General features: G+C 64.9%; 21 protein-coding genes. 6 read left to right on the top strand and 15 right to left on the bottom strand.

The genetic code is table 11. The annotated features are described in order from the left end of the window. Nucleotides 1-14: 14 nt before the first annotated feature. The 9 genes from FVP60_RS05455 to FVP60_RS05490 all read right to left on the bottom strand — a co-directional run bounded on the left by FVP60_RS05455 (nucleotide 15) and on the right by FVP60_RS05490 (nucleotide 12,844). Nucleotides 15-3,566 (bottom strand): TM0106 family RecB-like putative nuclease, encoded by a 3,552-nt coding sequence (locus FVP60_RS05455; RefSeq protein WP_147825207.1) that lies wholly within the window; start codon nucleotides 3,564-3,566, stop codon nucleotides 15-17. 77 nt (nucleotides 3,567-3,643) lie between these two features. Beyond that, nucleotides 3,644-3,820 carry a hypothetical protein gene (locus tag FVP60_RS12995; protein ID WP_187240573.1) on the bottom strand — a complete coding sequence of 59 codons (177 nt, stop codon included), beginning with the start codon at nucleotides 3,818-3,820 and terminating at the stop codon, nucleotides 3,644-3,646. Nucleotides 3,821-3,900: 80 nt separating this feature from the next. Further along, nucleotides 3,901-7,137, bottom strand: coding sequence for an AAA family ATPase (locus tag FVP60_RS05460; RefSeq protein ID WP_147825208.1), 3,237 nt, complete (start codon nucleotides 7,135-7,137; stop codon nucleotides 3,901-3,903). After that, nucleotides 7,134-8,303 carry an exonuclease SbcCD subunit D gene (locus FVP60_RS05465; protein ID WP_147825209.1) on the bottom strand — a complete coding sequence of 390 codons (1,170 nt, stop codon included), beginning with the start codon at nucleotides 8,301-8,303 and terminating at the stop codon, nucleotides 7,134-7,136. The genes FVP60_RS05460 and FVP60_RS05465 overlap by 4 nt, the downstream gene beginning before the upstream one ends. Before the next feature lie 131 nt (nucleotides 8,304-8,434). Further along, the gene (locus FVP60_RS05470) at nucleotides 8,435-8,845 is read right to left on the bottom strand and encodes a VOC family protein (protein ID WP_147825210.1); all 411 of its coding nucleotides are present in this window, start codon (nucleotides 8,843-8,845) and stop codon (nucleotides 8,435-8,437) included. Between the two features lie 199 nt (nucleotides 8,846-9,044). Further along, nucleotides 9,045-9,245, bottom strand: a complete 201-nt coding sequence (locus tag FVP60_RS05475; RefSeq protein WP_147825211.1) for a hypothetical protein — start codon at nucleotides 9,243-9,245, stop codon at nucleotides 9,045-9,047. A 45-nt stretch (nucleotides 9,246-9,290) separates the two neighbouring features. Continuing rightward, nucleotides 9,291-10,283 (bottom strand): DNA-3-methyladenine glycosylase family protein, encoded by a 993-nt coding sequence (locus FVP60_RS05480; RefSeq protein WP_147825212.1) that lies wholly within the window; start codon nucleotides 10,281-10,283, stop codon nucleotides 9,291-9,293. 395 nt (nucleotides 10,284-10,678) lie between these two features. Continuing rightward, nucleotides 10,679-11,425 (bottom strand): winged helix-turn-helix domain-containing protein, encoded by a 747-nt coding sequence (locus FVP60_RS05485; RefSeq protein WP_147825213.1) that lies wholly within the window; start codon nucleotides 11,423-11,425, stop codon nucleotides 10,679-10,681. Nucleotides 11,426-11,818: 393 nt separating this feature from the next. Beyond that, nucleotides 11,819-12,844, bottom strand: a complete 1,026-nt coding sequence (locus FVP60_RS05490; RefSeq protein ID WP_147825214.1) for a hypothetical protein — start codon at nucleotides 12,842-12,844, stop codon at nucleotides 11,819-11,821. Between the two features lie 116 nt (nucleotides 12,845-12,960). Between FVP60_RS05490 and FVP60_RS05495 the strand changes: the two genes are divergently transcribed. Then, complete coding sequence (locus FVP60_RS05495; RefSeq protein WP_147825215.1) at nucleotides 12,961-13,359, top strand: SHOCT domain-containing protein; 399 nt, start codon at nucleotides 12,961-12,963, stop codon at nucleotides 13,357-13,359. Nucleotides 13,360-13,429: 70 nt separating this feature from the next. Beyond that, a complete protein-coding gene (locus FVP60_RS05500; protein ID WP_147825216.1) occupies nucleotides 13,430-14,572 on the top strand; it encodes an AI-2E family transporter in 1,143 nt (380 codons plus the stop codon). Between the two features lie 25 nt (nucleotides 14,573-14,597). Here the strand turns inward: FVP60_RS05500 and FVP60_RS05505 are convergent, their stop codons facing one another. Further along, complete coding sequence (locus FVP60_RS05505) at nucleotides 14,598-15,437, bottom strand: SDR family NAD(P)-dependent oxidoreductase (protein WP_147825217.1); 840 nt, start codon at nucleotides 15,435-15,437, stop codon at nucleotides 14,598-14,600. Between the two features lie 162 nt (nucleotides 15,438-15,599). Between FVP60_RS05505 and FVP60_RS05510 the strand changes: the two genes are divergently transcribed. The 3 genes from FVP60_RS05510 (at nucleotide 15,600) to FVP60_RS05520 (ending at nucleotide 17,806) form a co-directional block, all read left to right on the top strand. Continuing rightward, a complete protein-coding gene (locus FVP60_RS05510) occupies nucleotides 15,600-16,463 on the top strand; it encodes a spermidine synthase (protein WP_147825218.1) in 864 nt (287 codons plus the stop codon). An 89-nt stretch (nucleotides 16,464-16,552) separates the two neighbouring features. Beyond that, the gene (locus FVP60_RS05515) at nucleotides 16,553-17,236 is read left to right on the top strand and encodes a hypothetical protein (protein WP_342779440.1); all 684 of its coding nucleotides are present in this window, start codon (nucleotides 16,553-16,555) and stop codon (nucleotides 17,234-17,236) included. A gap of 21 nt (nucleotides 17,237-17,257) precedes the next feature. Continuing rightward, nucleotides 17,258-17,806, top strand: a complete 549-nt coding sequence (locus FVP60_RS05520; protein ID WP_147825219.1) for a SprT-like domain-containing protein — start codon at nucleotides 17,258-17,260, stop codon at nucleotides 17,804-17,806. Nucleotides 17,807-17,881: 75 nt separating this feature from the next. Here the strand turns inward: FVP60_RS05520 and FVP60_RS05525 are convergent, their stop codons facing one another. Further along, on the bottom strand, nucleotides 17,882-18,523 hold the full coding sequence (locus tag FVP60_RS05525; protein ID WP_147825220.1) for a 2-phosphosulfolactate phosphatase: 642 nt from the start codon (nucleotides 18,521-18,523) through the stop codon (nucleotides 17,882-17,884). Between the two features lie 153 nt (nucleotides 18,524-18,676). Here FVP60_RS05525 and FVP60_RS05530 point away from each other — a divergent pair, with 153 nt between their 5' ends. After that, a complete protein-coding gene (locus FVP60_RS05530) occupies nucleotides 18,677-19,174 on the top strand; it encodes a hypothetical protein (protein ID WP_246132462.1) in 498 nt (165 codons plus the stop codon). Here FVP60_RS05530 and FVP60_RS05535 read toward each other — a convergent pair. The 4 genes from FVP60_RS05535 to FVP60_RS05550 all read right to left on the bottom strand — a co-directional run bounded on the left by FVP60_RS05535 (nucleotide 19,171) and on the right by FVP60_RS05550 (nucleotide 23,387). Further along, nucleotides 19,171-20,640: an ABC transporter permease gene (locus tag FVP60_RS05535; RefSeq protein WP_147825222.1), complete on the bottom strand. Its 1,470-nt coding sequence runs from the start codon at nucleotides 20,638-20,640 to the stop codon at nucleotides 19,171-19,173. The two genes, FVP60_RS05530 and FVP60_RS05535, sit on opposite strands and share 4 nt — an antisense overlap. After that, nucleotides 20,637-21,398: an ABC transporter ATP-binding protein gene (locus FVP60_RS05540; RefSeq protein WP_147825223.1), complete on the bottom strand. Its 762-nt coding sequence runs from the start codon at nucleotides 21,396-21,398 to the stop codon at nucleotides 20,637-20,639. Before FVP60_RS05540 ends, FVP60_RS05535 begins: the two co-directional genes overlap by 4 nt. 118 nt (nucleotides 21,399-21,516) lie before the next feature. Beyond that, entirely contained in the window at nucleotides 21,517-22,164 is a 648-nt protein-coding gene (locus FVP60_RS05545) for a response regulator (protein ID WP_147825224.1), read from the bottom strand. Then, nucleotides 22,161-23,387, bottom strand: coding sequence for a histidine kinase (locus FVP60_RS05550; protein WP_147825225.1), 1,227 nt, complete (start codon nucleotides 23,385-23,387; stop codon nucleotides 22,161-22,163). Before FVP60_RS05550 ends, FVP60_RS05545 begins: the two co-directional genes overlap by 4 nt. Between the last annotated feature and the right edge of the window lie 51 nt (nucleotides 23,388-23,438).

The following is a 23,438-nucleotide window of genomic DNA, read 5'->3' on the forward strand; positions in this document are numbered from 1 at the left end:
CGAAGGCACCTTTCTCAGTCTACGAGCGTTGTCTCGGTGGCGGGCGGGTTGCCTCGGCGCGACCCGGCCAGTGCCTCACCCTCGCCGACCCGCATGAGCCGTGCGAACGCCGACAACCGCCGCACACCTGCCGGCGTGTAGGGAAGGTCATCGAGAAGCCACGGCGAATAGATGACGTACGCCGCGCACTGCGCACGCGAAACGGCCACGTTGATGCGATTCTCCAGGAGCAAGAACTCCAGGCCGCGCGGCGCATCGCGGGCGGTGGAGGCTGCCAGGGAGGTGATTGAGACGGCCGCCTCCTGTCCTTGAAACTTGTCGACGGTTCCGACCCGCACCTCGGGATAGGCGGCGAGAGCCTCAGAGACTGTCTGCTGCTGCGCGTTGTATGGGGTGACGACGATGATGTCGGCGGGCGTGAGGGGGCGCGGCGGCAGACCTTCGCCGGGATGCCACTGTCGCCCGAGAAGGTTCTCGACGATGCGCAGCACCTCGGCTGCCTCCTGCGCGGAGTGCGAGGTGTTGCCACGGTGCGGGACCGGAACCGGGTGAACGCCCGCCTCGACACCCTCAATACTGCGCGCGGCGGCGGATTCGTGCGCTTGCAGCTTGCCGTCATAGCTCAGGCGGGAAACGGCAGCGGCCACCGCGGGGTGCATGCGCCAGCTCCGCTCCAAGAAGAAGCCGAATTCTGGGGCGAGCACGTCGGTGTCGTCCATCAACCATCCGAGCGCCGAGGTGTCGACCGGCTCGGGATGCGTGCCCTGACTCACCTGCGGCAGCTGTTGTGGATCGCCCAACAGCAACAGTCGGTTGGCGACAACCGAGCACGCGATCGTCGAGGCGAGCGAGAACTGCCCGGCCTCATCGATGACCAGCAAATCAAGTGACCCACGAGCCAGCCGACCGGCGTTCGCAAAGTCCCACGCGGTTCCGCCGACCACGAAACCACGGGCGCTATTCTTCTCGACGAAATCACCCATCTTGCGCTTCACGACACGGGTGAACGCGGCATCGTCGACGGCCGTTGGCGACGACTTGCCGACCAGCTCTTTCGGAACTCCGGCCTCGATCACGCGGTCAAGAACGTTGTCGACGACGGCGTGAGATTGGGCGACAACGCCGATGCGGTAGTTCTTCTCACGCACCAGCTTTTCGATAACCCGCGAGGCCACGTAAGTCTTGCCGGTGCCGGGAGGACCCTGCACCGCGAGGTAGCTATGGTCGAGGGCAGCGACAGCCGACACGATGGCGTCAACCTTGTCGAGCGTGTGCAGCGTGCGGCCGTCGACCGCACCGCCGACGGTGCGCGGCTCTCGCCGCATGAGCAAATCCCAGGCCGGATTGCGGAACTCTACCGCCGTTGCCTCATGAGAGATCAGCTTCTGCGCCCACTCGTCGATCGCGCCCTGCTGTGCGCCGGCGCTCGGCGGCGCCTGCTCGGTCAGAGCAATGGGCAGCGCATCCCACGTCTGGCCGTCGAGCGCACGCTCTTCAATAATGAAACCGTCTGTCACCTCATCGATGACGGTGGCGCTGTGCGCGACGTTGAGCCATCGATGCGACAGGCGCCTCGGCGTGAACGGGCTCGGCCGCTCATAGATGAGATAAGGCGTGGAACCAACCTTGATGGTGCTGCCCGGTGCCACGGCACCGCGCACATGCACGATACGACGCATGGCGTATGCGCCGTCGGGAATCGACCAGTCTTCGAGAACCACCGAGCTGTGGGCGTCAACCGCGACCACATTGCGCTGACCCTCCCATACCGAGAGCACCTCGCGGAGCCGCAGAAAATGTTCCGCCCAGAACGTTTTACTCTCGCGCGGGTAGTAGTCGATGGCCGCGGCGGCCAGCCGGAGCGACTGCGCCCGACCGGCCTGCTCGGGCTCGACATAGTCGGAGGCAATCGCCTGCAGCGCGATGGCAAGCGGCGAAGCCTCGTACGGGCGTTCTTCCGGCTCCTCTTCGGGCGCCGGAGCGCGACCCGCCTCGATCGCCCGGTCAATCAGCCAGTCACGCAACCGCCGTGTCGAGACGCAGTCGTACTTGTTGTAGGCGGCGAGATCTTGCAGAATCTCGTCGGCCGCCGTGGCGTGGCCGTCTGCGGCGAGCGCGCGGGCCTCAACATAACGCCCGATCGAATCACCACCGTTTTGCACGTCTTCGGTACGAACCTGCTCCGCCATGTAAAGCGGTTCGAGTTTCTTGATGGAATACGAGCGCGACCCCACCCGCACCGCACGCTTCACGATGGGGTAGAGGTCGACAAAAACGCCATCGCGCAACAGTGTGTCAACGGCCGCCTCGCCGACGCCGTACCGCGCGGCCATCGCCGTGAGGTGGCTCGTCTCATAGGGCGCGTAGTGATAAATGTGCATGCCGGGGTTGGCGGAGCGCATGGCGGCAACGGCGTCGAGAAATGTGAGGAGGGCGCGCTTCTCGTCGGCAAACGAATGCGCCCACAGCGCCGTGTACGTTTCGCTGGTGTCTACCCAGCCGAACAGGTAGTCGATGCCCCACATGGTTCCGTCGCCCTCGGTGTACAACGGGTCGCCTTCAAAGTCGAAGAAGATATCGCCGGGGTTGGGGCGGGGCAGACTGCTGAGCGCGGGCGCCATGACGACTTCGTATTGCGGAACCGCGTGCGAGTCTGCGTCGGCGCCGGGCGACGGAACGCCGGCCGGGCTTTGAAGCTGGAGTTGCGCTTGCAGGCGCAGTGAGGCGAAGACATCGGGGTTCATTCCCTCCGGCGCCGTTGTCGCGGCGGCGAGGGCGTCAATCGACTCCATGCCTGCGCCGCGGAGGAGGCGACGGTGCACGGGGCGCATGCCGGCAACGAGAAGGAGGTCTCGGTGGGCGATGACCTCGGATTCGCACGTGGCGCAGCGGCCACACGCGATGACACCGAGATCGCCGCGCTCGTCGTTCCACGCGATCGGCGCCTGCGTTTCAGTGACGGCGCGGTCGGCGATGAGCTGACGAATGCGCTCGCGTCGCAGCTCGAACACCGGCAGAAGATCATCGACTCGGTGGCTGCTGGTCTCGCCGTCGCCGAGAATGAGCTCGACCGTCGGGTCTGTCGGCACGCCCAGTCGGTGCAACTGATCAACGTAGGCGGCAAGTTGCATGAGCGCGGTGACGCGCGCCGTGCGGGCAAGCTTGGTGTCTTGCACGAGCCAACCGACGTCGGTTCGCACCATGAAGTCAGCGAATCCGATGAAGTCGTCGTGGGCGAACGCGGCCTGGTAAAGCACGCGTGCCGGCGAGTGCAGCGCTGCCACCGTCTGCTCGAGCGCTCGCGTAAGAGCTTCGGGATCGGTGGGGCCGACGGTAGCTAGTTCGACCACATCGTTGCCGTACTGCGCGCGGTACCGTTCGAGTACAGCGTGCTCGTGGGAGAGGCCGAGCGCGATCGCTCGCTGCATCATCTCGTCTTCTGGCTCGTCGACGCCCGCGATGCGCCCCAGTTTGGCGTCGATGCTTCGCACCCAGGCGAACTCGCATTCGGCCGCCTTTTTGAGGTCTGTCGCACTCCAGATAACCCGGCCGTCGCTAATTCGCATGTTGCCTCCTGCCCCTCACGTTACCGGGGGCCACAGACATCGCTTCGCTCGTTGCGACGCGGCGAAGGAAGAGCGCGTTATTCGTCGCTACGGTTGGCCATCGAACGCATAATGCCGAACACGATGGCTGCGACAATCGCGATCACGACGAGCTTGGCGACAAACCACATCACGCTGAACACCACATTCACCACAATCGCCGCGATGATCACGGCGACGACGACGGCGATGATGGTTCCGGCAGTGCTCTTCATGTTTCTAGCGTAGAGCGCGCGGCTGAGGCGTAGCCGCGATTGCGTCGCCGGTCTTGGCGACCGCCCAGCGGGCGATGCTCCTAACGGGCGGTGATGTCGCTGGACCCGTCGGGCGCGACACTCACGCGTAGTTGCGCTGGAATCTGTTCTTTCATGGCCTCAACGTGGCTGATGATGCCGACAGTGCGGCCCCCGGAGCGCAGCTCATCCAACGTCTGCATCGCGATTTCGAGCGTGTCGGGGTCGAGCGAGCCGAATCCTTCGTCGATGAACAGGGTGTCAAGTCGCACACCGCCGGCGCGGCCGGTCACCACCTCCGCCAGCCCGAGAGCGAGCGCGAGAGATGCGAGGAAAGTTTCACCGCCAGACAGCGAATGGGCGGGGCGGGATTTTGACGTGAAGGAATCGAAAATATCGATGCCAAGCCCGGCCGAAGCATTGCCCACCCGCTCGTCACTGTGTTGCAGGCGGTATCGGCCGCTAGACATGTCGGCGAGGCGGACGTTGGCTGCGATCACAATCTCTTCGAGCTCAGCCGCAAGAATGAAGGTCTCAAGCGACATGCGCTTGGTGTTCGGTTCATGCCCGCTCACGGTATCGGCAAGGCGCTCAATCGTTTCGTGCGCCGACAGCGCCTCCTGTTGTGCGGCCTGTTCGGCGATGGCAGTACCGATGCGCTCGGCGAGCGCATCAACGGCACCACGCAGGGCGGTCAGCTCGCTCGTGACGCGCGCCCACTCCTGCTGTGCTGCTTCGGCCGCGACCTCGGCGGTCGCCACGTCAATCGCCTCGTCTGGCAGGACCTCGAGCTCGAGCTCCATGAGAGTGGCTTTGGCCGCGCCGACGGCCGCGTCGTGCTCGGTAACGACCGCCTCGAGCTCGACCATCTGTTCGACGGTTCGCGACGCCTCCTGAGCGAGCGCCGCGGTTTCGAACGAAGTCTCGGCGAGCGCGGCGTCGAGCGATGCCTGCGATGACGCGACCGCCTCGTCGGCCCGCGCGGCGCCTTCCGCCGCAGCGACGTAGGTTTGAGCGGCATCACGTTCAACCGTGATGCTGTCGAGGCGCTCAGCGACAGACGCCCACCCCTCGCGCGCGGCGGCGACAAGTTCGCGCGCCGACCGCAGCTGCTCGATCGCGGCGGCCTGGGCCGTCACCGCGGCTGTCACCGTGTCGTTCGCGGCATCGATGGCCTGGGTCATCGACAGCTCGCGCTCACGTAGCGCATCGCGGAGTCGTTGCGCCTCGGCGTGAGCAGTGAGGGCTGTTTGGGCCTCGGCCATTTCAGCCTGCGCTGTCTGCTCGGCCTCGATGAGGTGTTCCAGACTCTGGCCGCCCGCGGCGGCGATCACGCGCGCCACGGTGGCGGCCGCCTGCTTTTCAGCCTCCGAAGCTTCGGTTGCGGCCCGCTGACGCTCATCGCGCTCCGCTGTCGCCGCCGCCAGATCGGCATCGGTCACCGGGTCAACGAGCGGCGGCGCAGGATGGGGGTGGGAGGCGGAACCACACACCGGGCATTCGGCGCCGTCGACGAGCGTGGCGGCGAGCTCTGATGCAGACCCGGCGAGCTTTTGTTGATAGAGCGCGTCGAGCTTGTCGGCGCTCGCGCGCGCCGCGCGGTTTGCCTCGAGAGCGCTGTGCAGCGCCCGCTCGCGATCATGTTCGAGGCCCGCCTGTTGTTGCGCAGCCTCGAGTTGACTCTGCACCGTCGCCCGACGCGAGGTGAGGTCGTCCAGACGATCAGCACGGGTCTGGAGGGTGGCCAGCTCACCTTCGAGCTTCGTGAGTTGTTGCGGAATCTGCTGCGCCTCGTCGCGCAGCGATTGCCGCGTCGTCTCGGCATGGGTAAGCGCATCCGTTGCGTCGGCGAGGCGCTGGACCAGTAGCTCGAGAGACTGCTCTGTTGTATTGGCTGCGGCCAGGGATCCGACCGTGGCGGTGTGCTCGTCGATGAGGGCCCGCAGTTGGGCGACCGACGGCGCCTTAGGGCTCGCCACGTCAGCGGAGTCGTGCGTATCCGTCTCATCGCGCATGTCACGGATAAGTTCTGCCCATGCCAGCTGGGCGGCCACCACTGTCGCGGCGGCGGCGTCAGCTGCGGCGAGGTCACGTGCGTGGGTCTTGATACTGGTCGCGACACGTTGTGCTTCGCGAGCGGCGGCGAGTTCAGTGCGGCGCAGGCTGACCGCCGGCACCTGCGCTTCGAGCCGCGTCAGCTCCTCGCGAGTGGCATCTCGGCGTTGCTGACGCTCGCGCCGACCCCGCGTCTCGGCAGCGGTGGCGGCGCTCTCAGTTCGAGCCTGGTCGGCGCGGTCGACGGCGTCTTTTGTCGCGTCGACTCGATACGCGCCGCGCTCCTGCGCGCGACTCAGCATTTCAAGCCGCCCGGCAACCGGCAACAGTGCCGCATCGACGACCGGAACCTCGGCGTTGCCTTCCGCGCGTGATGACTCGACCCTGTCTTCACCGCGCCAATCCTCTGTACCGGCCTCATCCGCCGAGCCCTCGACGGCACCGTCACCCGCCGAGCCCTCGGCACCACCGTCACCCGGCGACCCCTCCGCACCGGCCTCATCCGCCGAGCCCCCTGCGCCCGCCGAGCCCGCGGCACCGTTCGTTCCCGGCGTTACCTCGCCCCATCCCTGGGTCTGCACCAGCTTCTCGGCGTCGCTCAACCGATCCAGAAGGCGGGCGCGTGCGGCTGCGACCGACTGTTCACTGGTCTTCTTGCGTTCGATGAGTTGACGCTGGTAGTCCTCGAACCTGCGTGTTCCAAATAGCGTGCGCAACAGCGTCTGACGCTCTTTGCTGTCTGCCAACAGAAACTTGGCGAACCGGTTTTGCGCCAGCAGAATGACCTGAAGAAACTGGTCTTTGTTGAGTTGCAGAATCTCGGCGAGGTGATTGCCGGCGTCGACCGCGCGCGAGGCGATGCCAACCCACTGTTCGCCGTCCAGACGGTCAAGCTGTACGGCCGCCTGCTGCATCGTCATGCCGCCGCCGCGCTGCTTCGGCCGCTCGTACTCGGGCGAGCGAGTCACCCGGTAGGTCTCGTTGCCGGTCGAAAACGTCAGCGAGACTTCAGTGCGGTCTTCAGCCAGAGCGTGATCGCTACGCACGCGCTTCGCGCCGAGACTGTTGTAGCGCGGCACTGACGCGTAAAGCGCAAAACAGACGGCATCGAGCAGGCTCGATTTGCCGGCACCCGTCTTTCCGGAGATCAAGAACAGTCCGTCAGCGTCGTAGTCATCAAAGTCGATGACCTGACGGCGCAAGAACGGCCCGAAACCCTCAATTTCGAGACGGTGCAGTTTCACGCGCGCGCCTCGACCCGTACCCGCTCGTCAATCATTGACTGCAGAATCTCGCGCTCGGCCTCGCTTACGCCCTCCCCGTTTCGCACGTCGGCCAGAAACACCTCAATGCGTTCGATGTCGGTCGCCGCCTTTTGCAGGCGCTCGCCATACGTCTTGACGGGCGCTGCTCGCACGCCCGTTGGCGTGTGCAAAACAAGCGCGCAGTGCTCGAATCGTGCACGCAGCCGGCGCATCGGGTCTCGTTGCGGGGTCGCGTCGGTGTATTCGGCGCACACCCACGCGTCTTCATCGGCTGCGAATCGCTCATCATCAAGCAACTCGTCGAGGGTGCCGCGCAGGGTGACCAGTCGTCGCGGAACGGGGAGGTCAAGCCACTGGGCATCAGCGAAGCCATCGGCGTCAAGCGTGACGAGCCACGAGCCGCGCGGCTTGTGTTGCTCACCGAAACTGTAGTGAAGGGGCGCCCCGGCGTACCGTACGTTAGCGCGCAACTCTTGCCTGCCATGAATGTGGCCCAGCGCCGTGTAGTCGATGCCATCGAAGACGGAGGCCGGAACCATGTCGACGCCACCCTGGCGCACCTCACGCTCAACGCCGGGCGTCGCCTCGACTCCCGCCGCAAAACAGTGAGCCATCACGACGGAGCGCACCGTGGTTCCGCCCGCCACGCGGCTCTCGCGGTGCCGGTGCACCAGGCCCATCGCGTGCGTGAGGGTATCAACCTGCTTGCATAGCTCGACGCCCTCCCACAGATGACGCACCAGGGCCGGCTCGAGATACGGAATGGGGTACACATCGACCTCGCCGAACTCATCGGTGAGGGTGATGGGCTGATCGAGCTGTAGCGGATCGGTGCGCACGTACACGCCGGCTCGGAGCAGCCCCGATTGGAATCCCAGACGGGCAGCCGAATCGTGATTGCCGCTGGTGACGATGACTTGGGTGCCGGCATCGGCAAGCTCCGTGAGCGTGTCTGTCAGCAACGTGTAGCACGCCGCCGACGGCGTTGCGGAGTCAAAAATGTCGCCAGAAACCAACACCGCATCAACGGCATGTTCACGAACTTGCAGCACCAGGGCGTGCAGAACCTCAGCGAGCGCACTGAGCGTCGAGTGCCCGTGAAACGAGCGCCCGATGTGCCAGTCAGAGGTGTGCAGGATTCGCATACCCCCACGCTAGGAGGGGGCACCGACATTGTGGTCGGAGCGCGCCGAGAACCCGCGAAAGCCGCGAAATCACGCGGCTTCTCATGCCTCAGACGAAGCCGCGTGATTTGCCGCCGTTGTCTGTGCGGGTGCTATTCGCGCGGCGAAATCGACATCATCCAGGAGACGCCAAAACGATCAACCAGCATGCCAAACAGGCCACCCCATTCCGGCTGAGACAGCGGCATGATGACGGTGCCACCATCGGCAAGTCGATCCCAAAATCCCTGAAACTTCGCCTCATCCTCACCGCTAATCGAGATCGACATACCGGCCGGCGCGACGTACTCCATCGTCGAGGGGGTATCAGAGCCCATCAGCACGAAGCCGTCTGGCGTGGTCAACTGCGCGTGCATCACGAGGTGATTTTCGGCGGGATCATGCCCCATCTCAAAGTTCTCGAACGTCATGACGTCGAGCTCTCCGCCCAGCGCCGACTGATAAAACTCCATCGCCTCGCGCGCGTTGTCGCGAAACGACAGGTATGGGTTCAAGCTCGGCATGGTGGCCTCCACGGTGAAACGGATAATTCAAGCGTTCATAGTGTGCTCCTGCGCCGCGGTTCCCGCAATGCCCCCGCCAACGCCGCGAAGCGCCGTGCGCGAAGCGCGAGCGGCACACGCGCGTGCGAATCACGGAACCACGTGTCGCGACATGAGCGGGCGGGGCGGAACCACGCGGCAGGTGTCGAAGCGCGTCGCCCTAGAGTTGTGCGCCGGTGTCGTCCTCGTCGAAAATTCCGGCGTCGCGTCGGCGCCACGACGCACGAGCGAAGCCATAGCCGGTCGCAAGTAACCCACCCAGCACGAGCCCCAGGAGGAGGTTCTGAATCACGGCACCAAACAGGATGCCGCCAGAAACGATGGCGGCCGCAATGAGAACATTCACCGTGCGTGCAGACATGCCCTCAGCGTACGCCGCAAGCGCCGCCGGAGGTTGCGCTCACGGCTACCGCGCCCGGTGATCTTCGGGATGCAATCGCGGGGCGCGGCGCGGCTCAACAACTCCGCTGGCGAATATCAGCCGGATCACGCGTTGGCGGTGCCCAGCCCATGGTTCCAGCAGTGCGCGCATGCCGTCATCGTCAACGCGCTCGCCGGTGAGCGCGAACCCGACCTCGTGTGCGAGATGAAAATCACCGAAGCTCACGGCATCGGGGTCGCCGTAGGCGCGAATGCGCACTTCGGCCGCCGTCCACACGCCGATGCCCCTCACGGTGGTGAGCAGGCGCTCGCGTTCGGCTCCGGTTGCCGCCGTGGCCAGTCGTTCACCGAGATCACTGGCGGCGGCGGTCACGGCAGCGCGCGACTGCGGCGGCTCCACCCCGGCGCGGTGCCAATCCCACGACGGAATTCGACGCCACCGCTCTAGCGCGGGCGCCACCCACAGGCGGCGCGGGCCGGGAGCGCGCTCACCGTGCCAATAAATGAGGTCACGCCAGGCATGAAACGCCTGAAGCGCGGTGACCTTTTGCTCGAGAATCGAACTCATCAGCGCGTCGGCAAGCAGATCGGAACGCCCGAGGCGCATGCCCGGGTTGCGGCGGGCCGACTCGGCAATGAGGGGGTGCAGGCTCGGATCGAAGCCGCTCGGGTCATCGTGTGCACCACACAGCGCGGGAAGCTGATCAATCAGCCACGCCGCGCCCTCACCCCACGCGGAGGCGCGAATCGTGCCACCCTCTTGCCGCAGCGCAATGGTTCCGGCTCCCAGCGGCGTGCGCACGGAGCGCCACAGCACATTGCCTTCCCACCGCATGGTGGGGTCGGTCTGACCACGCCGGTGAATGCCGACGACCCGACGAAAATCGAGGTCGAACGGCGGCGTGTAGACGGTGTCGATGCGCGGCGCCGTGGTTGAGGCCACGGCTGCAACGGCGCGCGCCGGTCTTCGTCGGTGCGCACGAGTGCCCGCGTGCAGTGCCGACGCCGAATTGGTCATGTCGCCACCATAACCCCGGGGGCCGACACTCGAATCACACCCCGCGAGTGACCAAATGTCGGAGAGTTTCTCCGGGTACCCGCGTGGGAGCGGCGCCATACGGCGTGTCGTGACAACCATTCCGACATTTGGGAAATGGCGGAGCGCGGGACCACGCGACTGGTCACCACGCGACCGCGGAAGAACGGAACCACGAGGCCGCAGAAGAGCGGAACCACGCGACTGCGGAAGAGCGTGACCAAATGTCGGAGACACTCTCCGTGTACCCGCGTGGGAGCCGTGCCAAACGGCGTGTCGAGGCAACCATTCCGACATTTGGGAAATGGCGGGGCGCATTTGGGAAATGGCGGGCGCGGAACCAGGGCGCGGAACCAGGGCGCCAGCAGGCATGCGCCTTAGAAGCGGTCGGGCGAGGGGGTTCCGTTGCCGTAGCGGATTACGACGTCGGCGTGACGATCGAAGCGGTATCCGATGCCGCGTACGGTGCGCACGATGTCTTCGTAGCGGCTGAGCTTGGCGCGCAGGCGACGCACGTGAACGTCAATCGTGCGCTCGCCGGGAGCCTCCTCTTCGGTGCCAGCAGACCACAGCGACGAGACGAGCTCGGCGCGATCGATCGTGCGACCCTCGCGCAGCACGAGGTACTGCAGCAGCTCGAACTCCTTGTAGGTGAAGTTGGCCGATTCGCCGTCGATCAGCACGCGCTTGCGCGAAATGTCGACGATGACGCGGTTGGCCAGGTCCTCATCAACGGGCTCGGGACGAGTGCGGGCGACGGCGCTCGGTTCGTGCAGCGCGAGGCGAACCACATCAACATCGCGACCGCCAGCGGCGACAGGTGCGAGTGCCACGGTCGCGTAGGTCTGCGCGGCCGGGGCAAGGTCAGCGAGGGTGCGACGCAGCGCGTCAACCAGAATGCCGAGTGAGACGCCCGCCTGGGCTGCCTTCTGCTCGTCAATGCCGACGTAGAGAGCGAAGCCGCGGGCGGCGGAACCAGCAGGAACGGCGGGCTCAGGGCGCTGCTGCGCGGGCGCCGGGTGCGGGGACGCAGCGACGCGAGTGATCGGCGCAATGGGGCGCGCAATCGGCTCTGCGGCGGGACGAGCGGTCTGAACGGGGGCGAGAAGGGTTGCGTTCGACATGAGGAAAATCCTTGAGGGGTGGAGCCGACGAAGAGACCGTCGATCTCAGATGATGTTTGTTGCGAATGGCCGACTGGCCGGTGTTCGCGGTCGACACACACAGGTCCCGGGTGAGGGCAGTGCGCGAACGCGGGGGTTCATTCAACTCAGGTGAATCGACCGAGGATGAACCAGGCGAAGAGCTACTGGGTTAGCGACACATTCGGCAATACATAGCAACGCGACCGGCCATCATCATGCCAGTCGTCCCGTTCGCCTCCAAGGCGGACACAGGGAATGCGTTGTTAGTCATGTGCAGATTATGACGATATTGGTCGTGCAATGTCAAACTGAGTCTGCGCGGTTGCGCTCATCGACGCTCTGACACGCTCAGATGAGCGGCACGCGGGAGCCTCAGATTTCGCTATCGAGCGCGGCGGTGTCTCGTGGCGTCGCCTTTTTCACAAACAGCACGCCCGCGGTTCCGACGAGGGTCGCGCAGGCTGTGATGAGCGCAAAGGTGACCGCAGGGCCGGCGATAAGCCCCTGAACCGGCACCATAAAAGCGCTGATGATGGCCTGTTCTGGCGTCTCGTGCGGGAGTTCAAAGCTGCCAACGGCGATTCCGTACAGCACCATCACGAGGCTCGCAGCACCTGCCGTCCAGGCCAGCGCCCGCCAGCGGCGACGCGCGAGCAAGACACCGGCGACAAGAACAACGGCGAGAGCGACGAGCGGAACCGTGATCAGCAGTGGCACGGAACGTGCGGCGGTGCGCACCTGCGCGAACGCCGGATCCTGGGCAATGCGAACGTCGGCGATGCCCTCAGTGGGGATGAATTCGACGATGGTGGGAGTGCGGGTCTCCAAGAAGGTGACGGCGGCTTGGGCGACAACGGTGGAGTTGAGCCACAGTGTGCCCGATTCGTCCAGACGCAAAACGGCGGTGTCGGCCTGATCACCCACGGCAGTTGTCATGGTGTGGTGCAGGGTGCGCAGCGATCCTTCCCAGAGCTGTGCGAATTGTTCCGATGAGACGAAGGCGTCAAGGTTTTCACGAACGGCAGTTTCAAGAGCCTGCAACACGTAGCTTCCGAGGTACCTCGCGCTGAGTTGAACTGCTTGAGACGCGCCCGACTCTTTCAGGTACTGCTCCAGCGACTCGGCCGGATTCGATTGAGCAACCACATTGACGGCAGCGTCCCCAAGACCCTGCGAAACCGCCGCCTGAAGCTGCGGATCAGCCGCCACGGGCGCGAAAGTGTCAGCAAAACGATCCGTGTCAGAAAGCACCATGCCCGCCGAAACCGACGTCACCACAATCGGCGCGAGGATCACGGCAAGCGTCAGCAAAACGGCCGATGCAACGGCGCGAACGCGGGATGCACCGGTGGCGCGGCGCGCCTGCGACTGCGGCGTTGGTTCCGTCGGCGACGACATGCGCACTCCTCTGTGGTTTACGACCCGAATCGAGCCATTTAGCCGCGCGAGGGGACTCTCCGCTAGGTTGAGAGCAACACCCGCATCAACTCATCTCATCTTGGAGGAAAACAATCATGGTTGGGGACATCTGGACCTGGTTCTGGAACTTTGTATTGATCTGTCTGACGACGTTCATTTTCATCACCGCGCTGATGGCCGTCATTTCGGTCATCGTCGATCTCTTCCGCGACCACACGCTGAAGGGCTGGCAGAAGGCCATCTGGTTCATCTTCTTGGTATTCGTGCCGTTCCTTTCGACGCTCGTATACCTGATCGCTCGCGGCCGCGGCATGTCTGAGCGCGCCGTCGCTCAGCAGAAGGCGGCGCAGGACGCGACCGATTCGTACATTCGCGGTGTCGCACAGAACTCGCCTGTCGACCAGATTGCACGCGCCAAGTCGCTGCTGGAGGCGGGAGACATCACGCCCGAGGAGTACGCGGCCCTCAAGAAGAGCGCACTCGCTGCCGTCTAACGGACGCATCTCGTAATTGGTGATGGCCGGCTGGTTCCGCGCCGCAGGCCATCATCGCGAAAGGCCACTCATGTCTGAGTCGACAACACCTGAGCCAGAGGCGATCGACCCCACCGCCATAGCCTCCCTGACGCCGAATCCTCTGACGCCGGTGGCGCCGACGCGGATGTGGAGCATGGCGAATCCGCTTCGCACCGGATTCTTGCTGACGCTTGGCGCCCTGGGCGCCCTGGTGATCGGGTTCGCGATACGCGATCTCACCACCGTGATCATCTACATCGTGTTTGCGATCTTCATCGCGCTCGGTCTGCAACCGATCATTGTGCGGCTGCAGAAGTTGGGCTGGTCGCGCACGTGGAGCGTCGTTGGCACCATGGTCGGTCTTCTGGCGGTCGGCGGCGGCGTGCTCGGAATCGTGATCCCGACCGTTGCCAATCAGCTCGCAACCTTCATCAGCTCGATTCCCGCGCTGATTCGCGACTTCCGCGAAAGCGATCTTTATGCGACGCTCGATGGTTTCTTTGAAGACGGCTTCGGCAATCTGGTATCGCAGGTGCAGGTCTTCCTTACCGACCCCGCCAATATCGCTGCCATCGGTGGTGGCGCCCTGCAAACCGGCGTGACGGTTATCAACATCACGAGCGGTCTCATTATTGTGCTGGTGCTGTCGATCTATTTCGTTGCGGCCCTGCCGCGCATGAAAGACGCCATGATCCAGCTTGTCGCCGCTCGCTCTCGTCCGCGTCTGCATGACCTCACGGATCAGGTGATGGCCTCGACCGGTTCATACGTCGGCGGAATGGTGATCCTGGCCGCGCTGAACGCGGTGTTCACCGCGCTCTTGCACTGGATCTTGCAGCTCCCTTTCCCGCTGCTGATGGGTGTCATCGCGTTCTGCATCACCGTTATTCCGATGATCGGAACGGTGCTGTTCTGGGGTATTGCCAGCACGCTCGCGCTCCTCACGAACCCCACGACCGCCCTCATTTTTGCGCTCATCTACTTCATCTATATGCAGATTGAGGCATACTTCATCACGCCCCGCGTCATGAACCGAGCCGTTGCCGTTCCCGCCTCACTCGTGGTGATCGGCGCTCTTGCGGGTGGATCGTTGTTGGGGCTCCTCGGTGCCTTTATCGCCATTCCGATCACCGCGGCGATCCTCATCGTGATTCAGCAGGTGTGGATTCCCCGCCAGAACGAACGAATCTAGCGCCGCAACGCCACCCGGCCGCGGCTTAGCGCTCGGCTCCCGGCCGCCCGGTGAACGCGTCCATCGATGAGTACACGTGAAAGACGCGGCCTGCGATCACATCCCACGCGCGGGTGGGCAGCACGCCCCGCAACGCCATGGCGAGCTTGACGGTCCACGGCTTCATCACCAGTGCTCGGCCCGCAAGCAACCCGTTCCAGGCCGCATCAACGGCCTTTTTCGGCGTCATGATCGGCGTGAGTAGCGGGCCACGCGCACCGGCAAACATGCCGGTTGAAATGTAACTCGGGCAGAACGTTGTCACCGTGATCTGCGGGTGTTTGTCGGCTTCGAGCTCGAGGCGGAGCGACTCGCTCCAGCCGATCATGGCCCACTTGCTTGCCGCGTATACGCTCATGCCGGGGTTTGCCAGGGTGCCTGCGGCCGATGCCACGTTGAGAATGCGCGCGCGACGACCAGACTTCATCATGGCGGGCAGCAACTCCCGCGTGATCCACATCGGAGCGAGGGTATTGACCTGCATGGTGAGCTCGATATCGCTCTCGGCATCGTGTTCCCAAAACCGCTTGCCGCGCACGATTCCGGCATTATTGATCAGCACGTCGACGCGACCGAAGTCGGCGAGCGTCTGGGCGGCCGCCTTGGCTACCGCCTTGCGATCGGCAACGTTGACCACATATGCCCGCGCCGTCACCCCGAGCCGTGCCAGGTCGGCGGCGACCCGGTTGACCTGCTCACGATCAATGTCCCACAGCGCCACCCCCGCAGCGCCCGAGGCCACGGCTCGATGCGCGTAGAGCTCGCCCATTCCCATGCCGGCACCGGTAACAACAACGACCGATCCGGCCTCAAGTTCACGCGTCATGAGCCCATTGTGCCCCGCCGTAGGCTGGTGGCAGGAGGAAAGCGCGATGATCACACCCCGTCACCCGCTCGTGACCGCTCGTTTTGACGGCGCCGCAGGCCCTGGTTCCGCCGCCGCCAGCGCTGTTTCCTGCCGCCCGGCGACGAGCGAAGTGCGCGTCTAGTGGGCCGTAAGCGCGAGGAGGCCGATGTTCCGTCTGCCGTTTTGAGCGACGGAACCACGGCACAGGTGATCGTTTCGCCCTACGTTTCGGGGCACGAGCTGTTGGTCGGCGAGACCCCGCAATCGCACGTGGATTTGGCCGACCCCACGCATCTACATTTTGAGTACATCGCGCGAATGGGGGCCGTGATCGATGTGTTTCGTGATCGCACAGCGCCAATCACGGCGGTACACCTCGGCGGGGGCGCTCTCACCGTGCCCCGCTACATTGCGGCAACGCGACCGGGCTCTCGCCAGCAGGTGATCGAGCTGGAGCAGCGGTTGTGGGATCTGGTGCGCGACAACCTCCCGCTGGCGCGCGATGCGAATATTCGTGTGCGCATCGGCGATGCACGCGCGGGGCTACAGCGACTTCCGGCATCACTCGCAGGCGAGGTCGACCTTCTGGTGAGCGACGTGTATTCCGGCGCGAGAACGCCGGCGCACCTCACCTCCGTGGAGTTTTATCGCGAGGCCGCGGCGTTGCTGCGCGCCGACGGAATTCTGTTGGTCAACGTGGCCGATGCCCCTGGCCTGGCGTTCGCCCGCGCACAGCTCGCCACCATTTCATCGGTGCTCCCCCACGTCGCGGTGCTCGCCGAGGCTCAGGTTCTCAAGGGACGACGCTTCGGAAACCTGGTGATGGCGGCGTCGGCCACACCGCTGCCGACCGAATGGTTGCCCAGGCTGCTCGCCGCCGGCCCCCACCCCGCCCAGCTGCTCGCCGAAGCCGACGCGCTCGCCTTTTGTCGTGGTTCCGCCGTCGTTACCGACGCCGACGCGGTGGCCTCACCGGCGCCATCGCAATCGCTATTTGATCGCTAACCTATGGATCCCGTGCCAGGCGGCGTGCCCGGCTCGGCGCTCGCGAACGGCGAGGCAGACTGTAGTCATCGCCGTCGCAGGGAGATTTCATGAGCCTCATTCTTGGTTACGACCGAGACACCCTTCGCGAGCGCGTCGATTTGGCAGAGTGCCGCGAGCGGTATGAGCAAATCGCCGACCAACGCTCGCTTTCGGCCTTGCTCGAGCACGCGTTCCTCCTGAAAATGTTGGGCGAGCTCGACGAAGCGCTGGCCGTATCGGAACAATCGGTGCGGTTGGCGCGCATGGCGGGCACGCGAAAAGATCTGTTGCGCGCCCGCGTGCTGCATGCCTCCGTTTTGCACTGGCGCGGGGCGTATGCCGCAGCCGAGCAGGAGCTTGAAACGTGCGCCAGTGAGGCGGAGGGCCAGAGCTGGCCGACCATCGCCGCGTTTGCGATGCAGCACCTCGGCAAGGTGCGCTTTGACGCGGGGGATCTGGACGGCGCCCGCCGAGCGTTCAAGCGCTCGCTGTTCTTCCGCCAGGAGTCCGGCGCGAATGATGCGGAACTTGAGACAACCTTCTTGGCGATCGATGCCGTCGAGCGACGACTGGCTCACGAGTCGGCGCAGGCGGCTGACGCTGTGGCCGTGACGGTGGCGAACGCGCAGGCCAATGCGGCTGCAGATGCTGCCCTGCGTGATGACCCAGACACGCTCGATTTTGGTGACGAGGCTGAGCAGCCTGCACTGTTCAGCATCTCAGTTTCCACAGCCCACAGCGCCCGTGTCTGACCTCAGGCGTAGGCTCGAAGGGTGTCAGATCTCGATCGTGTGAGGGTATGGGCCGAGGCCCTGATCACGCAGCACCTAGATTCGTCGTGGACGTTTGCGTTTGATCATGCCAAGGTACGTGCCGGGTTGTGCGATTTCACACGCAAGCGCATTACGGTCTCGCGTTATCTTGCCGCGCGATTTGATGACGAAGAGAACTATCAGACACTCCTGCACGAGGTCGCTCACGCCCTCGCCGGCCCGAAAGAGGGGCACAATCGGCGGTGGCTGAGTATTGCACGAGAGCTGGGCTACATCGGCGGCGTGCGCCACAACGGTGAGACGGCGAGGGAGCTTGCCGCCTGGGTGGGAATGTGCCCCGCCGGGCACACCGTGTATCGCCACCGCAAGCCGTCACGAGCGACATCGTGCTTGAAGTGCTCGCCGGTCTACAACGAGGCGTTCCGCATCGGCTGGATGCGGCGCGAAGTCACCAACGAAATGCGCGCCGCTGCGATGAAACCGCGGGAAGCAACCCCGGCGCCTGCCCGCTCGGCCCAGCCGAGCTACCAGGGCGAGTCACTTTTCTAGCGCAGCGTCACCGCTTGGGCTCTTCGCATAGCATCGGCGCTGGGAACACGCTTAGTCCAGCGTCAACGCGTGGAACTAGTCCAGCACTAACGCGTGGAACGCGCCGTCACGCAGCACCGCAACGGTGTTCACGGCATCACGTGCCGCGGCGTTGAGCACCTCGTCTCGCAGGCCACGTTCAACCAGCTCGCGCCCCGATCCGCTCGCCAATAACAGGTGAACGCACGCGCGCGCCAGGGCCCGCGAGGCCTCACCCATCACGGCCGCCTCGGGTGAGGTGTGATCGATTCCCAGGTCGCTGAGCGCCGAAATAACGGCTCCCGCGGCGAGTTGGTCTTCGACAGCGAACCGCACTTCGTCGCTACCCCGTGAAACGCGTTCTCCGCAGGCGATGACGGCAATGGAGGTTCGGTCGCCGCGCTGCTGTTGCAGGCGCATAACCGCATTCGCCACGGCTCGCGCGTTGCGGAGTGATCCGGCCAGCACGATGGCTCCGGTGCCTGCTGCGGCTTGAGCCACCGCGGCGCCGTTGAGCGAGACGTCGTGCGCGCGCTCGTCGAGCGCGACCGTGCTCCCGGCGGCAACGCTATCGGTCACGGTGGTGGTGAAGCGGAGCGCATCAACGACGATCACCACGTCTGCCGGGGCGAGTCGGGCAAGCCCCGCCACACCCCATTCCGCGCGAACCTGGTAGGTGCTCTGGTCAGCAAACGACATGGTTCCAGCGTAGGTGAGCGGGCGCCATGCCCCTCCCGCACAGCTCACACATTCACCGCTGCATCACGTTCCCCCACCGCCCGCTCATCTCGCGCTCGTCGCCCCGAGGTAGACCAATCGCGCGGTTTCAGCCCATGATGGAGCATGCGAGTGATGCTGAAATTTGAGATCGACTGTGACGCCGACGCCGCCTGGCGAGCCATTCACTCGCCGCAAGTCGCGAGCGAACTCTACGGCCCGCTCATCACAATGTCGCCATTCAGCGACGTGCCATCGACGTGGGAGCACGGCGACAACGCAGCCGTCGCCGTCTCGCTTGCCGCGGTTCCGCTCGGCAAGCAGTTCATCTCGATAACGGACAGCGAGCGCATGGTCGCCGGCCGCCGCGTGCGCATCATGCGCGACAGCGGTATTCCCCTCACCGGCCCGCTCGCCTCCCTTGACGTGTGGGATCACCAAATGGCCGTGTCATCCGTCGCCGGGCACCCGAATCGCACTCTGTGGCGCGACCGCCTGACCATTGGCGGTGCGAGCGCTCCCCTGCTGTGGCCAACGCTGTGGGCGCTATGGCAATGGCGCCAGTTGCGCATTACGCAACTGGCGCCATCATGGGCCTTCGATCTGCCCGAGGCAGAGTCGGCTACCGCTTAGTCAACCGCGAGCGCCTGCACCGGAGCCACGCGCGTTGCGAGGCGGGTCGGAACCACGGATGCAATCAAGGTGAGCAGTGCGGTGGCAACGATAACGGCAACCACCAGCCCCCACGGAATCGCGGGGAAGATCACCATGGGCTCGGTAAACGCCGGGGGCATGCGCACGCTGCCGAGCACCGACTGGGCTCCCGCCCAGCCGTAGACGACACCGAGGGCAAGGCCGGTCGCGAGGGATGCGATGGCGACGTGCGCCGCCTCAAGCAACACCATGCGGCGCACCTGGCCGTTTGTGAATCCGAGCGCACGAAGCAGGCCAAGCTCACGCGTACGCTGCACGATGCCGATGGTCAGCAGGTTGACCAGGCCGACGGCCGCGATGATCGCGGAGATGCCGACGAGTCCCATCATGACCGAGGCGAAGCCGTCGAGGGCGCGGGAGATCTCGGCGATCATTTGCTCTTCGCCGCCGGCGGAGCGCACCAGCACGGCCTTGGCCGACTCGGCGGCAACCGCAAACATGGTGACCAGCGTCACACCCATGACCACGCCGATGGCCATGCGGCTGGAGCGTTCCGGGTGGCGCAGCGCGTTCTCAGCTGCCAGGCGTGCGGTGGCGGAGTTGCCGAACATGCGGCCAACCAGGCGCAGAATCGGCGGCATGATGAGGGTCGAGCCGAAGGCGAGGCCGGTGAAGGAAATCAGGCCCCCGAAGAAGGCGATGATGACACCGAGCGGCGATACCAGGCCGACCATGACGCCGATGGCGAGCAGGGCGCCACCCAGAATCAGCAGGGTGAGGGCGCTCGCGACGCGCGGCTTTGACGCCACGTCTTCGCTGGTGCGTTCGACGGAGCTGCCCAGCGCCTGCAGCGGCGTCACGGCGAGAACTCGACGTGAGCCAACCCAGGCTGCCGCCCACGTGGTCAGCACCACGGCGACGGGAGGCAACACGGTAGCGATACTGATCGGTGAGTAGTCCAGGCCCGTGACATCCAGCGCGTCATTGACGATCGGAACCAGGATGAAGGCGGCCACGATGCCAATGACGTAGCCAATAACAGCGCCGATGACACCGACCACCAGGCCCTGACGCGCGATCTTTGACCGCTCGGTTTGCGCGGAGGCACCGATCAGACGCATCAGCGCAATCAGGCGCGTGCGGCCGGCCACAATGGTGGCGAACGTGTTTGCGGTGACGATTGCGGCAACGTACATCGCGATGCCGATGAGCAACACCGACAGCACCGTGACAATCGTGCGCGCCGTGCCAGAATCCCCGATCGGGGAGGCCGCGATCACGGCAGCCATGTAGTTGGTGGCCGCAATCAGCAGCACACCGAAGGTGGCCGAAAGCGCCGCGATCAGGATCGATGCGCCCATGCCGCGGTCGCCGAGCCAGGCCAGCGGCGGCGTGCGCTTCGCGGTGTCGGCGGGCGCGGCGGGAGATTCAGCAAGAGCGGTCATGATGCCACCTCAGCGGAGAGCATGTAGGTCGAAATCTGTTCCGGCGTCTGCCGGGTCTTGTCGGCAACGAGCCGGCCGTCACCCAAGAACAGCACGCGGTCGGCGTGCGATGCCGCGACCGGGTCGTGCGTCACCATGGCGATCGACTGGCCATGTTCGGCGCTCGCCGCAGCCAGCAGCGACAGCACTTCGCGGCCACTGCGGCTGTCGAGGTTGCCGGTGGGCTCATCGGCGAACACGAGGTCGGGGGCCGTCGCCAGAGCACGAGCAATCGCGACGCGCTGCTGTTGACCGCCAGACAACTGGTGCGGGCGGTGGGTGAGACGGTTGCCGAGACCAAGTGACTCAATGAGGCCGTCAATGCGGGCGCGCTCCAGCGCCGAGGGCTTGCGGCCATCGAGGTCGAAGGGCAGCAGAATATTGCCCTTCACATCGAGCGTCGGAACCAGGTTGAACGACTGAAAGATGAAGCCGACGCGGCGACGACGCAGGATGGTGAGGTCTCGGTCGTTCATCTGCGTAATGTCGGTGTCGCCGATGAAGACTGAGCCGCCGGTCGGCGCGTCAAGACCCGCCATGATGTGCATCAGGGTCGACTTGCCGGAGCCCGATGGCCCCATGATCGCGGTGAACTGACCGCGACGCACGCCGACGCTCACGTTATCGAGGGCGCGAACTTCGCCCTCGCCGGAGCCATAGGTCTTGGTGAGGTGTTGTACGCGGGCTGCGAGACCCAGATCGCTCGATGTGATTTCCATACTTCTACGGTAGAAATTCGCACGGCCCAAAGCGTCGGCCTAGCGGCTCATCCGCATACATCTGAAGGATGATGTTTCACGTGCAACCGGCGGATGACTGGCTGGGCGAATGGGCCGGCTATGCCAGGCCGTGCTCAAAGGCAAACACCACGAGTTGCACGCGGTCGCGCAACTGCAGCTTGTTGAGAATGCGCGAAATATGTGTCTTGACGGTGGCCTCGGAGAGGTACTCCCGTGCGGCGATCTCGCCGTTGCTGAGGCCGCGCGCCGCGAGCGCAAAGATGTCGCGCTCACGATCGGTGAGCGTCTCGTATTCTGCGGGCAGCGTCTGAGCTACCGGAGCCGAGAACTGCGCAAACAGTTCGCGTGTGGCCGAGGCCGCAATCACGCTCGAGCCCGAATGCACGGTGCGAATTGCCGCCAACAGAAACTCCGGGTCGGCATCCTTCAGCAAGAATCCGCTGGCGCCCTGGCGAATGGCGCGAGCCGCTGCCTCATCCAGGTCAAAGGTGGTCAGCATTACGATGCGCGGGGCGTTTGGCTTCGCCAAAATCTCTGCCGTCGCGGTGAGACCGTCTTTCACCGGCATGCGAATGTCCATCAGCACAACGTCTGGCGCGGTTTCGGCGACAACCGCAATCGCCTCGTCGCCATCCCCCGCCTCTCCAACCACTTCGAGGTCGGGCTGCGACTGAACCAGCATGCGAATGCCGGCGCGAAACAGCGCCTGGTCGTCAACCAAAACCACTCGAATACTGTCGCTCACGCACGCTCCTGCTCTGATGGTTCCGTCACCGAGACTACCTCCGGCAGCGGAATCACCGCGCGCACCACGAAATCGGAACCAGTGCGTACGGTTTCGAGGGTGCCGGCGACGAGCGTGGCGCGCTCGCGCATGCCAATGAGGCCATGACCGCCAGGGTTGGCAACGTCGTCCGCGGCGATCGTGTTGCGGACGCGCACCCTGACCTCATGCGCTGCGAAGGCGAGGGAAACGTCGACGGGGGTGCCGTCACCGTGGCGAATCGCGTTGGTCAGCGCCTCCTGCATGATGCGGTAGATCGCCAGCTGCACGGCGGCCGGTGGGTCAGATCGCGGCGCGGGGTCAACATCGATGAGCAGTTCGACGCCGGCACCTCGCACCTGCGCGTACAGTTCTTCCAGGTCGGCCAGGGTCGGTTGCGGGCCCTCCGCTTGCGAATGCCGCAACTGGGTTAGCAACAGTCGCACGTCGGCCAGGGCGGATCGCGCCGTCTGGCTGATCGTGGTGAGCGCCTCGGCGGCAACTTCTGGTTGCGTTGCGGCGGCGTAGCGCGCGCCGTCTGCCTGCGCAATAACGACCGCGAGCGAGTGTGCAACCACGTCGTGCATATCGCGCGCGATGCGCGTTCGTTCTTGTTCCGATGCCGCAAGCGCTGCCGCAACGCTCGCCTGGCGCTCGGTCTCGACGGCGGCAAGGCGCGTGCGCTTAAGCGTGCCAAGGGTATAGCTGAGGCCCAGGCCGAATGCCGTGGCGGCCCAGGTGACGATGATGAAGAACGCGATCGGGATGACGGTGTTGAGTGGGGTGCCATTGCCGGTGCCGTTGGTCAGATAGGCGCCGCCCACCAGGTAGGCGGCAACAACGGTGGCGCCGACGAACACCGAGATGAAGCCGGCCTTTCGCACCCGTGGCGAGCCATAGGCGGCGGTGGCGTACAGCACGCCGAAGATAGCGAGATTCATCGCGATCGGGGAGAGGCCGCACAACATTTGGGCGATCGCGCCGATCCATGCGATCGCCAGCGAGAGTGCTGGCGACAGTCGCCGCACGGCCAGCGCCGCAGCCATCACGACACTGATGCCGATCGCTATCCATTCGGTGCGCGCGCCGTTGGCATCGCCGGTGTTCGCAACATAGAGGACCGACGGAACCAGGGTCAGCAACCACAGCACGGCGGCAGCAGCGACGTCGAAGATCAGCTGCCTGCGGGTGAGTGTGGTGAACATTACGCTCAACGGTACGCGGTAGCCTCGCCCCGCCACATCAGCCGTCAGATG

The sequence above is a fragment of the Microbacterium mitrae genome (assembly GCF_008017445.1).
Taxonomy (GTDB): domain Bacteria; phylum Actinomycetota; class Actinomycetes; order Actinomycetales; family Microbacteriaceae; genus Microbacterium; species Microbacterium mitrae.